Here is a 14,563-nt window from a genome sequence, read left to right as displayed (position 1 = left end):
CATTAAAACCAAAATAGGATAATGAGAGAGGAAGTCACAGTCATGAAAAAAGTATTAATCACAGGTGCGTTAGGACAAATCGGATCAGAATTAACGGAAAGATTACGTAAAGACTTAGGTGTTAAAAATGTTATCTCAACAGACATTCGTACGGTTGAAGGCAGCCCAGTCGTTGAAAATGGTCAATTTGAGGAATTAGACGTAACAAACTACGAAAACTTTTTAGATATGGCAAAACGTTATGAAGTAGATACCATTATTCACTTAGCAGCATTACTTTCAGCTACAGCCGAAAAACGTCCAGCGTTTGCTTGGAACTTGAATATGACTGGTTTAATGAACGCCTTAGAAGTGGCTCGTGAAATCGGACCAGAAACAAAATTCTTCGCACCATCTTCAATTGCGGCCTATGGACCAGATGCTGAACCAGATAATACACCACAAGATACTGTGATGCATCCAACAACAATGTATGGTGTCACGAAAGTAGCCGGCGAATTATTGGAAAACTACTACCATGAAAAATATGGTGTTGATACTCGTTCCGTTCGTTTCCCTGGTTTAATCTCATATAAAGTAGAACCTGGTGGCGGTACAACAGACTATGCAGTTGATATTTATTACGAAGCATTGAAAAACAAATCTTACACATCATTCATTGATAAAGGAACTTATATGGATATGATGTATATGGATGATGCGATCGAAGGAATCGTAAAATTAATGAATGCGGATGCTAGCCGTTTAGAACATCGTAACTCATTTAATATTACAGCGATGGCGTTTGAACCTGAACAAATCGCCGCTTCAATCAAACGTCGTATTCCAGACTTCGAAATGAAGTATGATGTTGATCCCGTTCGTCAAGGCATTGCCAACTCTTGGCCAAACTCAATCGACGACAGCGATGCTCGCAAAGAGTGGGACTTCAATCCTCATTTTGATTTAGATAAAATGACCGACGAAATGTTAGAAAGATTGTCAGAAAAATTTGAAGCTGAAGGTGTCGAAACAAAAATCTCTTTCGGGAAAGTAAATTCTTAAAATAGTCTGTAATTCTTAACGCAGCATGAGGGGAGAGTAAGAAAAAAGGAAATGTTAAAAATAACGTTTCCCTTTTTCTTTGCTCATGTTAGAATAATCTCCGGACAGAGACTTTACGCCTTGAATAGTTGTTATAGAGCAATTCTTTATTTTATTTAATTTATCAGGTGATAAGGTCTATTGTTCTTAAAAAATCAAGTTAAGAAGTGAGCAAAGCGCCGCTTCACAAACCATAAGGAGGAAAAATTATGGCAGTCAACCAGCAAGATGTCGTTGGTTCACACGAAGGTGAATTAAAACGGACAATGACATTCTTCCCAGCCCTTTCAACAGTAATGGGTACCGTAATCGGTGCGGGAGTATTCTTTAAAGCCGCAAGTGTGGCAGCAGTTACAGGATCAACGAGCTTACATATGTTATCTTGGTTCTTGGGAGGATTAATCAGTGTCTGTGCCGGCTTGACCGGAGCGGAATTAGCTGCAGCGATCCCAGAAACAGGTGGTATGCTACGTTACATTGAACGCGCTTATGGCGAGTTCTGGAGTTTCTTATTAGGTTGGGCGCAGGTAATCATTTACTTCCCAGCAAACGTCGCAGCATTGGCGATCATCTTCTCAACTCAGTTCATTAACTTGTTCGGCATGAGTCAAGGACTGTTAGTGCCAATCGCAATTGTCGCAGCAACTTCAATCATGTTGATCAACTTCCTAGGCTCAAAAGCCGGCGGAATGTTCCAATCATTTACGTTAGTTTGTAAATTAGTACCTTTGGCATTAATCGTCATTTTCGGTCTGTTACGTCAAGGCGATGTAACGGTTAGCTTGTTCCCAGTAGAAGCAGGTCCGGCAGTTGGCGGTTTTGCTCCAGCATTAGGTGCCGGTTTATTAGCAACAATGTTTGCTTATGACGGTTGGATTCACGTCGGTAATATCGCCGGCGAATTGAAAAAACCAGCCCGCGATTTACCTCGTGCGATTGCAGGTGGGATCTTAGGAATCATGGTAGTTTACTTATTAGTTCAATTTGCATTCCTACGGACAATGAATATCTCTGATCTAGCTGGTAATGATAACGCAGCAATGCAAGTTGCCAATACGATCTTCGGCGGTATGGGTGGTAAATTAGTAACCATTGGTATCTTGATCTCTGTATACGGAACAATCAACGGCTACACCATGACTGGTATGCGTCTGCCTTATACAATGGGGCTTGAAAAACAATTACCATTCTCTGATAAATTAGTTAAGTTAAACAAAAACCAAGTTCCTTATATCGCGGGAATTTTAGAATTAGTGATCGCCATCGGTATGATGATGATCGGTGGATTCGATATGTTGACAGATATGTTGGTCTTCGTTATCTGGATCTTCTACACATTAGTCTTTATCGCAGTTATCAAAATGAGAAAAACAGAACCAGATTTGGTTCGTCCTTACAAAGTACCGCTTTATCCAATCATTCCAATCGTTGCGATTATTGGTGGAGTCTTCATCTTAGTGATGACATTGATCAACCAATTCCAATTAGCGATGGTCGGGATTGCGATTACAGCATTAGGAATTCCATTCTATCTATACTTGAAGAAAAAATATAATTAATTAACTTAAATTATTAAAGGAAGGATCTCTGCTTATTGCAGAGATCCTTCCTTTTTTTATAGTACATGCTTATTTCGAAAATTATTTGGAGAAATTCCAAAAATTTTTTTGAAATATTTAGATAAATAATAACCGTGTTTAAATCCAGTTAACTCTGCAATTTCTTCAATCGGTAAGTTAGTCGAAACAAGCAATTGTTGGACATTTTTTAGGCGAACGTTTAACAAGTATTCTTTAGGTGTGTAACCGGTCTCTTTTTTAAATAACCGTGATAGATACGAAGCGTTAAAAGAATATTTTTTACTTAAATCAGCTATTGAAAGATCTTCTTGATAATGAGTATCAAGATAATAAAGTATTTCAAGAACCCGTGGGTTATGAATCATTGGTTGAGTTAATGATTGAATTGGTTTTCGATAGGAGAAGCTATTAAAAAGTAGAAAGTCTTGAACTAAATGTGTTCGAATAAAAAAGCTATAAGCAGATAAATCGTATACATATTGTCTCAAAATATCTTCATTCAAGACTAAACGTTCCTTTGTTATTTCATGAAGGCCAGATTGTAAATGTAAGTAAGAATGGGGTCCTATTAGGTCTAATCGAAAAAAATGAAAAGAAAGAGGAGTTAATACCTTTCTTTCAAATACTATATTCGGCGGGCAAATCAGTATACTAGGACTCGATGCAATACCAGAAGTATCCCCAATCCTAAATTGACAATCTCCTTCAATTAGTAAATAGATGACCCAGAAACTATCTTGATCTTCCGCTAACAAAAATTCCTCTTTTTTTTCCCACCAAATGTGATCAATAATTTTTAACGTTTCCATGATTTCCCTCCAAAAGTCAAAAAAAGCCAAAAACAGGACTGATTAATACATTGTTGAATATATCACAAATATTATAATAAAACTATCAAAGTTAGGAGAGCGGTTACATGAGAGAAATAAAAAAAGAGATTGTAGTAGTGGGTGGAGGACTAGCTGGTATTTGCGCTGCCATTGCTGCAGCACGAGCAGGTAAAAAGGTTTTGTTAGTACAAAATCGCAGCGTATTAGGTGGGAATTCCAGTAGTGAAGTTCGTGTCTGGGTTTGTGGAGCCACTAAACATGGCGTCAATCGTTACGCAAGAGAAACCGGAATTATGGGAGAATTATTTTTAGAAAATCAATTTAGAAATCCTCAAGGGAATGTTTTTCAGTGGGATTTATTATTGCTCGAAAAAGTAAAAAAAGAACAAAATATTGAACTTTATCTAAATACAGAAGTTCTAGATGTGACGATGGAAGGAAATAAAATTGTTGGGGTAGTAGCAAGAATCCAAGGGTCAGAGGAAGTATTTCAGTTTTTAGGTGATTATTTTATAGACTGTACTGGAGATGGAACAGTTGGAGCAAATGCACAAGCAGAATTTCATATAGGGAGAGAAAGCCAAAGTACTTATGGTGAATCTTTAGCTCCCGAACTTTCTGATAATGAGTTGCTGGGGAGTACCATACTATTTTATACAAAAGATACAGGTGAAAAAACTAAGTTTATTGCTCCCACTTTTGCTAAAAAAATCCAAGATACATCAATAATTAAAAATCGAACATTGAATCCAACTGATAGTGGTTGTGCTTATTGGTGGATTGAATGGGGCGGTGAATTAGACACAATCAAGGATAATGAAAAGATTAGGGATGAGCTGCTCTCTGTAGTATATGGTATCTGGGACTATATTAAGAACTCAGGGGAATATGACGCTGACACATTAGACTTGGAATGGGTAGGGACAATTCCTGGAAAAAGAGAATCACGACGTTTTATTGGTGATTACGTTTTGACTCAACAAGATATTGAGAAACAAACTTTTTTTGAGGATCGGATTGCGTTTGGAGGTTGGTCTATCGACCTTCACCCAGCAACGGGAATGTACACACAAGCCGCGGGTGCTCGTCATGTAGTAGCAGATGGAATTTACCACTTACCTTATCGGATGTTATATTCGAAAAACATTGAGAATTTATATTTTGCTGGACGGAATGTTTCTGCAAGTCATGTAGCTTTCGGAACGATTCGAGTTATGGCCACTTGCGCTATTTTAGGTGAAGCGGCAGGAACCGCTGCTGCAATGGCTCATAATCTGAATTGTACTCCTAGAGAAATTTACCAGCATCATTTAGTGGAGTATCAACAGGAATTGCTGAAAAATGATGGTTCTGTCATTGGTTTAAAAAACGAAGACAAAAATGATTTAGCAAAAGAAGCACAAGTATTCGTCACAAGTGAGTTGGAAGAAATCAATACAGAATCCGAGTGTTTAACGAAACAGTCTTTAGAAAAAGGACAGGGATTTCAATTTTATAAAACGAAAAAGAATAATAAATTGAGTATTCTGTTGGAAGCTACGGGAGCGACCTGCTTAGAAGTAGACTTCTATCTAACTGGTCGTAAGGAAAATTATATTCCTCAAGAAAAGATAACATCAGAAACAATCCAGTTAACAAAAGCAGGTCGTCAATGGCATTCACTTACGTTACCTGAGCTTTCAGAAGAGCAAACTATTTTTATTGTACTAAAAGAAAATGTGAATGTTTTTACTTTTTTGAGTCCAACTGTCATTCCAGGTGTCTTAAGTTTTATTGAAGATCCAATTCAAGAATTGAAGCAACCGGAACTCCATGACTATGCTAGAAAATCTCCGATTCTTTACTGGACGAATCAAAAAATAAATCGGAAAAATGTTGTATTTAAAGTAGAGACCGATGGTTATTCTGGAAATCAGCTTTTAAATGGATATAAACGTCCCTATGGATCACCTAATTTATGGGTCTCTCAATTAAACTCAAAGAAATCAGAGAAAATTACATTGAGTTGGAAAAAACCACAAAAGATTTCAGAGATCATTTTGACATTAAATGATGAGGTTAACGAGGACCTGGTTAATTTACACCATCATCGTACGCCTTTTGAGATAATGCCTGAATTAATCAAGGATTACGAGATTTGGGCAATTTCTGGTAACGATCGTAAATTGCTCGTTAAAGTGGCTAATAATCGCGTTCGTCAAAGAAATCATAAAGTGGATTCACAAGTGGTTGATCAAATCGAAGTGCAATTGTTAGAGACGAACGGCAGCAGTTTCAAGTCAGTGTTTGAAGTCAGAGTATACTAAGGAGAATAAAATGAACACATTACAAAATGTTGAACAACCTAAAAATAAGTTTAAGATGCGCTATTTAATTCTTGCTTTGGTTTTTGTAAATATTGTTATTAATTATATGGATCGTACGAATGTTTCGATAGCAATGCCTGAACTAGCCAAGGAAATTGGTTTGACAACGGTTCAACAAGGATTGATTTTCTCAGCTTTTGGTTGGATATATGCAGCTATGCAAGTACCTGGTGGAATTTTGTTAGATAAGTTTGGATCACGGATTATGTATTTTATCAGTCTATTTGGTTGGTCTTTAATGACACTTTTTCAAGCCGGAATTCATAATTTTAGCCACTTTTTAGGGTTACGTTTAGGTGTCGGATTTTTCGAATCTCCTGTGATGCCAGCAAATAACCGAGCAATCTCTTATTGGTTTCCTGAAAATGAAAGAGGCACAGCAATTGGTATTTATTCTTCAGCTCAATTTCTAGGCCTAGCTTTTTCAATGCCAATCTTATATGCTATCCATAATTCAATTGGTTGGCGAGGATTGTTTATTGTTACCGGCGCTATTGGGATTATTTGGTCTTTTGTATGGTATATCATTTATTCAGACCCACAAAAAAATAAATGGGTCAGCCAAAGTGAATTGATATATATTAAAGACGGCGGTGCAATATTTGAAGAAGAAATAACTGATGAAAAACCTAAAGCAAAATTGACGAGAGAAAATTTGAAAAAGTTATTTACTAAAAAACTAATTGGAATTTATCTCGGTCAATTTGCAATAAGTGGAACATTTTGGTTCTTTCTAACTTGGTTTCCTTCTTACTTAACAGAAGAAAAAGGTCTATCTTTGAGTAAAACAGGATTTTTATCAAGTATTCCATATTTAGCAGCCTTTGTAGGAGTAATATTGGCAGGCTATGTATCAGACAAATTAAGTAAAAAGGGCTTCTCAAAAAGTATGTCACGAAAAATTCCTGTTATTACAGGGTTACTATTAACTTTGTTGATCATGGGAGCAAACTATACGTCGAATCCCTATTTGATTATCACCTTTATGTCAATCGCCTTTTTTGGGAATGGACTTGCAACTATCACGTGGGTCTTTGTAACGTTACTAGCGCCGGATAATTTGCTGGGACTCGCTGGTGGTATCTTTAACCTATGCGGAGCTTTATCTTCAATCGTGATTCCAATTGTTATTGGCTTTTTAGTTGCAAATGGAAACTTCTCGTCTGCATTAGTTTTCATTGCGGGAATTGCATTACTAGGTGCTTGCTCATATATTTTTGTTGTAGGTAATTTAGAAAAGGATAATTAGAGCAGAGGCTCTCTGAGACTTTCGAAAATCTTATTGTTTGTGAATAGAAAAAGAAGGAAAAAGCCTCTGACGGTCTTAATCGTCAGAGGCTCTTCTATATTATAGCGATTCTTTCGTCGATTCGTAATAGTCTAAAAACAATTCATGCAATCGAGGATGTTGTTTTTTTAGATGGACCAAACGATTGGTCTCGGATGACATAAAGCAATGCTGGCTAGTACCAACGGTAGCCAAGGTATCCCCTTTATAAATTCGATATTCGAAATTCATCCGGGTACCGGTGTATTTTGTAACGATCGGTTGGATGACGATCTCATCGCCAAAGCGGATCATTTCTTTGTATTCGCTGCTGATGCCTAAGACCGGAATCATGATTCCATCCGCTTCGATTTTTTCAAACGGGTAATTCATAAAGGAAAGCACATCGACACGGGCTTCTTCAAACCAGCGAATATAATTGGCGTGGTGAATGATCCCCATTTTATCTGTTTCATAGTAGAAGGGCTTACGGACGTAGCCGGGATATTTTTTCATGGTTATTTCCTTTCGTCTGCGTATTTTTTCATATAGTGAGGGATAGCGTTGCTGATCGCTGTTGGCAAGACGACATAATTTTCTTTAGCTAACTCGTCGCCAATCAAACTGTGGAGATAAACGGCGGCACCGATCGTGTCCGTATTTTTTTCAAACTGAGCCAAAAAACCGGCGATCATTCCAGCTAAGGTATCTCCCATGCCGCCAGTCGCCATCCCGGGATTGCCGAGAGGATTATGATAATAGGCCACCGCCTCATCGTAAATCGTCGTGCGATGACTTTTTAAAACGATTTTAGCCCCTAGAAGGACTTGCTTAGAGCGGTTATTTTCATCGGTTTGATGGATGAAATCGAGTCCACTCAAACGTTCCCATTCCGCTTGATGGGGTGTGAAGACGGTTTGAGCTGGATAGTTTAAGGATAACTGAGCGTCGCTAAACAGAGTAATCGCGGAGCCGTCGATGATCAGCCATTGATCTTGCCGTTGATTTTTTAAAATTCGTTTTAGCAGGATCAGTGCGTCCTTATCTAGTCCCAAGCCAGGACCAATCAAAATGATATCCGCATTCTTTAGTACTTCATGGATCAAAGCTGTCTCAGAAAAATCTAATGCCATCGCTTCTGGCAAACGTGTGTGTAGAGGGCCATGATTTTTTTCGGCAGTGATGACGGTCGTCAGTCCAGCGCCGCTTTTAATACAGGCTTCCGCACTCATAAGGATTGCACCACCATATTGAGCGTTGCCGCCGACTAAGACTGCTCGCCCAAAGGTTCCTTTGTGAGAATTTTCAGGTCGTGAGGTAATCACTTGGTGTAAAATTTCTTCCGTTAATTGCGTCATTTTGTCACCCGCTTTCATTAAGTAAATTTTTTTTGACGATTATTTAGTGGCTCAATCGAAAAAATTCATTATGGTTCTCATTATACGTGAAAAAGTCGCGTCTTTCCTAGCATTTATTAAAGAGTTTTCATTTTTATTATAGCCCAGAGAATGCTATCATTATAATGGTTTTAATTAAAGGGTGTCAGTTCAACTTTTCGCAGTTTACGTAAGAAATAAAAAAGTTTCAAAAGTAGAGAGTATCATTTATGTGAATGGATTAGTTGAATGATATACGGCATTCGAATCGAACTAATTTTTCCTTGAAAAATTAATTCATTAAAACGAATAAGGAGGAATCTTTCAATGACAATCGATTTTAAAAAAGAAGTCGAAGCACGCAAAGACGATCTATTAGCGGATCTATTCACTTTATTACGTATTAAAAGTGAACGTGAAGACGACAAGGCAACCAAAGAAGCACCATTCGGGCCTGGACCGGTGGAAGCATTAGAAAAAATGCTTGAAATCGCAGAACGCGATGGCTTCACAACTAAAAATGTCGACAACTATGCCGGCCATTTTGATTTTGGTGAAGGCGATGAAACATTAGGAATTTTCGGTCACTTAGACGTAGTACCTGCTGGTGACGGTTGGGATTCAGATCCTTACGAACCAGAAATTCGCGACGGAAAATTATACGCTCGCGGTTCAAGCGATGACAAAGGCCCATCTGTAGCAGCTTATTATGCTGTAAAAATTATTAAAGAATTAGGTTTGCCAATCTCTAAAAAAATTCGTTTCGTCTTCGGTACTGATGAAGAAAGCGGCTGGGGAGATATGGACTACTACTTCGAACATGAAGAAAAACCTGACTTTGGCTTCTCGCCAGATGCTTACTTCCCAATCATCAACGGTGAAAAAGGGAACGTAACAATGATTCCTCATTTTGACGGAACAAACGGAACAGCCTACGTGTTAGTGAACTTCGAAGCTGGACTTCGTGAAAACATGGTTCCTGGCAATGCGGTAGCAGAAGTTAAAGTTGCAGATAGCGACGCTGCTGAAAAATTAGCGAAAGAATTTGCCGACTATGTAGAAAACAATCCAGTTAGCGGAAAAGCGGAAGTATCAGGCAATACAGTTACTTTACACTTAGATGGTAAAGCTGCCCACGGCGCTAGCCCTCAACTAGGTACCAATGCTGGAACATTCTTAGCAGTCTTCTTAAATAATTATGACTTCGACAAAGGGGCGAAAGCCTTCATCGAAAACAGTGCAAACTATATCCATGAAGATGTTTATGGTAAAAAATTAGGCGTCGCTTTCAACAATGAAAAAATGGGCGAAGTGACAATGAATGCCGGAATCTTCAGTTTCAAAGATGGTCAAGACAATGACAACCATATCACTTTGAACTTCCGTTATCCTAAAGGCACAACGGCTGAAGAAATCAAAGCCAAATTAGATGAACTATTCGGCTCAGATGTGAAAGTCACACAAGGTGGACACCACATGCTGCCTCACTATGTACCAGCAGATGATCCATTGGTTGCTACATTGTTAGATACTTTTGAAGAACACACGGGTATCAAAGGGGAAGAAATGGTCATCGGTGGCGGAACATTCGGTCGTTTACTAGAGCGTGGTGTCGCTTACGGCGCTCAATTCCCAGGTTTTGAAGATACGATGCATCAAGCGAACGAATACATGTCAGTAGAAGACATCTTGAATTCTGCAGTGATCTATGCAGATGCGATCTATCGTTTGGTAAAATAAATTAATGAGGTTGAGACAGAAGCTACTTCTGGATCACCATTTATATGTAAATAAGAGCTGGGATTATATTAATAATCTCCCAGCTCTTTTTTTGACTGCTGATTGGCGAAATAAAGCCGGCTATTGTATGATATTTTTGAGAAATAGAAAGTAGGAGAGCCTATGAACAAAAAATCAATCATAATCAGTACCGACCCGGGGATCGATGATGCCGTCGCCCTAGCTTTAGCCCTTTTTAGTGAAGAACTAGAGGTGAAATTGATTTGCCCGACCTTTGGTAATGTCGGTTTAGCCTATACAAAAGCCAACACTGAGAAATTATTGACCCTTTATCAAAAGAAACCACGCGTTGTTTTAGGTAGTCAAACGCCGTTAGTTCGTGAACGGATTGATGCGAGTGAAATTCATGGAGCGTCAGGCATGGATGGCTATGATTTTCCTGAGCCGCGGATTTTTGCGGAGACTGCTCAAACAGCGGTGGCGGCGATGCACGAGGTGGTTAGCCAAGCGGCTGAGCAAACGATTTTAGTCGGGATCGGTCCCTTAACGGATATCGCTTTATTCCTGCATTTATATCCACAAGATTTGCCGAAAATCGAGCGGATTGTCGTGATGGGCGGTAGTCTTGGTCGAGGCAATTCCGGCGTTCTATCAGAGTTTAACTTTGCGGCTGATCCAGAAGCGGCGAAGATGGTCTTTGATAGCGGTGTGCCAATCCAAGTTGCGCCGTTAGAAGTAGGGGACCAAGCCAAGATCATGCCAGCCACCTCAGAAAAAATCAAAGGATTTGGTGAAATCGGCGAGATGATCTATCGGCTATTCACTCATTACCGCAGCGGCAGCTTCTTGGAAGGATTGAGTATGTACGATGCTTTAGCCATTGCGTTGATCGTAAAACCGGAAATCTTTTCGTTAGTCGTTACTAGAGTAGAGATCGAAACGGTCGCCTCATTAACTTACGGTGCTTCCTTAATAGATCTGGAAAATTTCCTAGGGCTACCTGCTAATGCTGAAGTAGCAATCAACGTGGATGCAAACCAATTTGAAGAGTGGTTCATTGATTCTTTGGCAAAAACAGTTTGATATAGCTTCATTTTCAGCTAATAAGCAAAATATTTTTCATCTTTTTGATTATCTATTAAGCTTATAGTAGAAAGTGAGGAGATAAAATGACTGACCCCAACTTAATCGACCCGAGAAAAATGTTTCACGAGCATAAGTTTAAAAAGCAAGATCAAGACACTCCGGCACTACAAGATGAGATGGCACCGAAACCAGATTGTGGTGAGGAAAGCTATGTTGGAAACAAAAAATTAGAAAATCGCCGTGTACTGATCACTGGTGGAGACTCTGGAATCGGCCGCGCAGCTGCTATCGCATATGCGAGAGAAGGCGCGGATGTGGCGATTCATTATTTTCCGGGAGAAGATAAGGACGCCAAAGAAGTCGCAGGATATATCGAAAAAGCGGGCAGAAAAGCCTTGTTATTACCTTATGACTTGCGGGAAGATCAGGCTCCGAAGGAAATGGTAGAAAAAACTGTGGAGGCCTTTGGCGGATTGGATACGTTGGTATTGAATGCTGCTCAGCAAATCTCGCAGCCGTCAATCGAAGAACTGCCGATCAAGCAAGTAGAAGACACCTTCAAGGTCAATATTATTTCAATGTTTGATCTCGTTCAAAAGGCGTTGCCTCATTTACCAGCTGGCAGCAGTATCATCACAACGACTTCTGTACAGGCCTTCAACCCTAGCGACCATTTAATGGATTATGCGACAACTAAGGCTGCTATTGCGAATTTCACTGTCAGCTTAGCGGCACAGCTAGCGAAAAAAGGCATTCGCGTCAACGGTGTGGCACCAGGTCCAATCTGGACACCGCTGCAATTAGATCAAGGACAACCAAAGGATGCACTGCCGGAATTTGGTCAGGATTCATTACTAGAACGCGCGGGACAGCCTGCAGAGCTAGCCCCAGTTTATGTGTTTCTAGCGTCTAATGATGCTAGCTATGTCACCTCGCAAATTTATGGAGTGACCGGCGGCGAACCGATCAATTTATAAGATAAGAAGAAAGAAAGCTCTCAACTTTTTGAAAAGTTGAGAGCTTTTACTTATTCAATCACACGGTCAATACTTAGAACGGCACCGGTCTTCGCGTCCGCTTTAAACTCATAGGCGACTAATTGATCGTCTTCGGTACGAGTGATCCCACCAGAAAGAACATCCATTGTAATCGCGAATTTTTGCATGCGTTCGGTCTCAAAAGAGATCCAAGAGCCTTCAATCGGGCCTTCTTTTAGAAAGTCTGCCTTGATTTGATGTAAGATTTTGTCAGGAGAAAGCTTTTGCTTTTTTCGATAGTAGTGATTTGTCGCAACTCCTGCAGCTAATCCGATTGACGAGCCGATAGCCAGTCCTTGAGCGAATCTTTTCGCTGTACTCATAGTCTTGCCTCCTCTTTCAGTCTGTTCGCTTTATTTTACCATTGATACCCCGGAAATGAAAAACATGCGCCAATCTTTTTTGAACACGTTCTTGTTCGCTATTGATCTAGGATAGACGCCTCTTCTTTCTCAAAAAGTCGGAAACGTGTATAATCAAAGTAGTAAAAGAAAAGGTCGTGACGGAATGATTATCCCTAAAAGTATTGAAGAATTAGCGGGTTATGCGGAAAAAGGCAAGAATGTGTTTTTCTTTACTGCTGACTGGTGTGGTGACTGCAGCTTTATCAAGCCGCAAATGCCGGAGATCGAAGCAGCGTTTCCTCAATTTCAATTTATTCAAGTCGATCGAGATGAATACATCGATGTAGCTGCAGAATGGAATATTTTTGGGATTCCTAGTTTTGTTGTAGTTAATGACGGCGAGGAAATGGGTCGTTTAGTCAATAAAAATCGTAAAACAAAAGATGAAATCGCTGGCTTCTTGCAACGAGTGGAAGGGTAGGAGATCGGAATGTTCACACAATCATATCAAAATATATTAGTCGGAATCGATGGCAGTGATCAAGCAATGGAGGCCTTCAAAAAAGCATTGAACGTCGCGAAAAGAAACCACGGAACGGTTTATGTGGCCAATGTGATCGATCATCAAATCTATACATTCATGAGCTATTCTCCATTGAATGAAAATATTATGGACCAATTAACTACCGATGCCAAGGACTTGATCAATGAGTGTAAAGCGGTAGGTAAGGAATTTGGCTACAATAAAATCGAAGGAATCATTGCTTACGGATCAGCTAAAGAAGCAATGGCCCAAACATTACCGAAGAAATATGATATTGATTTAATTATGGTTGGTCAGTCTGGGTTAAACGCAGTGGAACGTTTTATGACGGGAAGTGTCGCCAGTTATGTCATCAAGGAAGCCTTGTGTGACGTACTGATCGTACATCCAACGACAAAATAAAAGGATGAATGTGGGATAGAAGTGTTCAGCTTCAAGAAATAAGAAGGAATTTCAAAAATTTCGGCTTATTTCCGAAGAAGCTACTTCTATCACACCGTTTATTTTCAAAAGGGAGCGGAGAATTATTTTAATGTCTCAGCTTTTTATTTTGCAATGAAACTAGTGGCTCAAGCAATTTGCTGAAAATTAAACTAGAAATGAAAAAAATCTCATGCACAAGGTTCGCTAGATTTGTTAAGATACGAGAGGACTATGACTGGAGGTAGCAGCGTGATTTTTGCGTATAATAAAAAGAATGTCGGCGATACCTTAATGGTAATCGTCAAGAATGATGAAAATAAAGAAAATCGAGTCGAACGAAAAGGCAATATCGCTCGTGTACAAACCGTAGAAGGTACCACCGTTGCTTGGAACTTTTTTGATGTTTCAGAATATTTGTCAATCAAAGGCAATGGGCAAGTAGAACTGACAGAAGAAGAAATCGACCAATTAAATGAGCAATTAAAATTAACCGGCTTTGAAGAGCGTTTAGTCGCGGATCTGGCTCCTAAATTTGTGGTTGGTTATGTAAAAACCTGCGTCGATCATCCCGACTCTGACCATCTGCATATTACAGAAACAGAGATCGACGGCGAAACATTACAAATCGTGTGTGGCGCAGCCAATATCGAAGCAGGTCAAAAAGTCGTTGTAGCCAAACCCGGTGCGATGATGCCAGATGGTATGATGATTTGGCCAGGCAGCCTACGAGGCGTGGAAAGCTATGGCATGATCTGCTCCGCGAAGGAATTGCATTTACCAAATGCGCCAGAGAAAAAAGGGATTTTAGTTTTAGACGAGAGTGCTAAGACTGGCGAAAAGTTCGAAGTAGGAAAATAATTGAGCAATCAAGTCCAGAGGAAGTTTAC

The 14,563-nt window shown here is 39.6% G+C and carries 14 protein-coding genes; 10 read left to right on the top strand and 4 right to left on the bottom strand.

Annotated elements, in window-relative coordinates; translation table 11 throughout:
• The first annotated feature begins 42 nt into the window (after positions 1-42).
• Both RV00_RS05610 and RV00_RS05605 read left to right on the top strand, forming a co-directional pair.
• Positions 43-1,044, top strand: coding sequence for an NAD-dependent epimerase/dehydratase family protein (locus RV00_RS05610; protein ID WP_071861633.1), 1,002 nt, complete (start codon positions 43-45; stop codon positions 1,042-1,044).
• A 248-nt stretch (positions 1,045-1,292) separates the two neighbouring features.
• Complete coding sequence (locus tag RV00_RS05605) at positions 1,293-2,642, top strand: APC family permease (protein ID WP_071861632.1); 1,350 nt, start codon at positions 1,293-1,295, stop codon at positions 2,640-2,642.
• 56 nt (positions 2,643-2,698) lie between these two features.
• On the opposite strand, the gene RV00_RS05600 is transcribed toward RV00_RS05605, so the two are convergent.
• On the bottom strand, positions 2,699-3,472 hold the full coding sequence (locus RV00_RS05600) for an AraC family transcriptional regulator (protein ID WP_071861631.1): 774 nt from the start codon (positions 3,470-3,472) through the stop codon (positions 2,699-2,701).
• A 107-nt stretch (positions 3,473-3,579) separates the two neighbouring features.
• Between RV00_RS05600 and RV00_RS05595 the strand changes: the two genes are divergently transcribed.
• Both RV00_RS05595 and RV00_RS05590 read left to right on the top strand, forming a co-directional pair.
• Entirely contained in the window at positions 3,580-5,799 is a 2,220-nt protein-coding gene (locus tag RV00_RS05595) for an FAD-dependent oxidoreductase (protein WP_071861630.1), read from the top strand.
• A 10-nt stretch (positions 5,800-5,809) separates the two neighbouring features.
• Entirely contained in the window at positions 5,810-7,108 is a 1,299-nt protein-coding gene (locus tag RV00_RS05590; RefSeq protein WP_071861629.1) for an MFS transporter, read from the top strand.
• Positions 7,109-7,207: 99 nt separating this feature from the next.
• Here RV00_RS05590 and RV00_RS05585 read toward each other — a convergent pair whose 3' ends face one another.
• Complete coding sequence (locus RV00_RS05585) at positions 7,208-7,642, bottom strand: acyl-CoA thioesterase (protein WP_071861628.1); 435 nt, start codon at positions 7,640-7,642, stop codon at positions 7,208-7,210.
• A 2-nt stretch (positions 7,643-7,644) separates the two neighbouring features.
• Positions 7,645-8,484: an NAD(P)H-hydrate dehydratase gene (locus RV00_RS05580; protein WP_071861627.1), complete on the bottom strand. Its 840-nt coding sequence runs from the start codon at positions 8,482-8,484 to the stop codon at positions 7,645-7,647.
• A gap of 345 nt (positions 8,485-8,829) precedes the next feature.
• Between RV00_RS05580 and pepV the strand changes: the two genes are divergently transcribed.
• The 3 genes from pepV to RV00_RS05565 all read left to right on the top strand — a co-directional run bounded on the left by pepV (position 8,830) and on the right by RV00_RS05565 (position 12,305).
• Complete coding sequence (gene pepV, locus RV00_RS05575; protein WP_071861626.1) at positions 8,830-10,242, top strand: dipeptidase PepV; 1,413 nt, start codon at positions 8,830-8,832, stop codon at positions 10,240-10,242.
• 162 nt (positions 10,243-10,404) lie between these two features.
• Entirely contained in the window at positions 10,405-11,325 is a 921-nt protein-coding gene (locus tag RV00_RS05570; protein WP_071861625.1) for a nucleoside hydrolase, read from the top strand.
• 86 nt (positions 11,326-11,411) lie between these two features.
• Positions 11,412-12,305, top strand: a complete 894-nt coding sequence (locus tag RV00_RS05565) for an SDR family oxidoreductase (protein WP_071861624.1) — start codon at positions 11,412-11,414, stop codon at positions 12,303-12,305.
• A gap of 50 nt (positions 12,306-12,355) precedes the next feature.
• Here RV00_RS05565 and RV00_RS05560 read toward each other — a convergent pair whose 3' ends face one another.
• Positions 12,356-12,688 (bottom strand): PepSY domain-containing protein, encoded by a 333-nt coding sequence (locus RV00_RS05560; RefSeq protein ID WP_071861623.1) that lies wholly within the window; start codon positions 12,686-12,688, stop codon positions 12,356-12,358.
• Positions 12,689-12,833: 145 nt separating this feature from the next.
• Between RV00_RS05560 and RV00_RS05555 the strand changes: the two genes are divergently transcribed.
• The 3 genes from RV00_RS05555 (at position 12,834) to ytpR (ending at position 14,534) form a co-directional block, all read left to right on the top strand.
• Positions 12,834-13,190 carry a thioredoxin family protein gene (locus RV00_RS05555; protein ID WP_276327092.1) on the top strand — a complete coding sequence of 119 codons (357 nt, stop codon included), beginning with the start codon at positions 12,834-12,836 and terminating at the stop codon, positions 13,188-13,190.
• A 9-nt stretch (positions 13,191-13,199) separates the two neighbouring features.
• Positions 13,200-13,655 (top strand): universal stress protein, encoded by a 456-nt coding sequence (locus tag RV00_RS05550; RefSeq protein WP_071861622.1) that lies wholly within the window; start codon positions 13,200-13,202, stop codon positions 13,653-13,655.
• 270 nt (positions 13,656-13,925) lie between these two features.
• Positions 13,926-14,534: a YtpR family tRNA-binding protein gene (gene ytpR, locus RV00_RS05545; protein ID WP_071861621.1), complete on the top strand. Its 609-nt coding sequence runs from the start codon at positions 13,926-13,928 to the stop codon at positions 14,532-14,534.
• Positions 14,535-14,563: the final 29 nt, after the last annotated feature.

It is taken from the genome of Enterococcus devriesei (assembly GCF_001885905.1).
Taxonomy (GTDB): Bacteria; Bacillota; Bacilli; order Lactobacillales; family Enterococcaceae; genus Enterococcus_A; species Enterococcus_A devriesei.
Note: the sequence above shows the minus strand (reverse complement) of the source record. Positions and strands in the feature narration are given on the sequence as shown.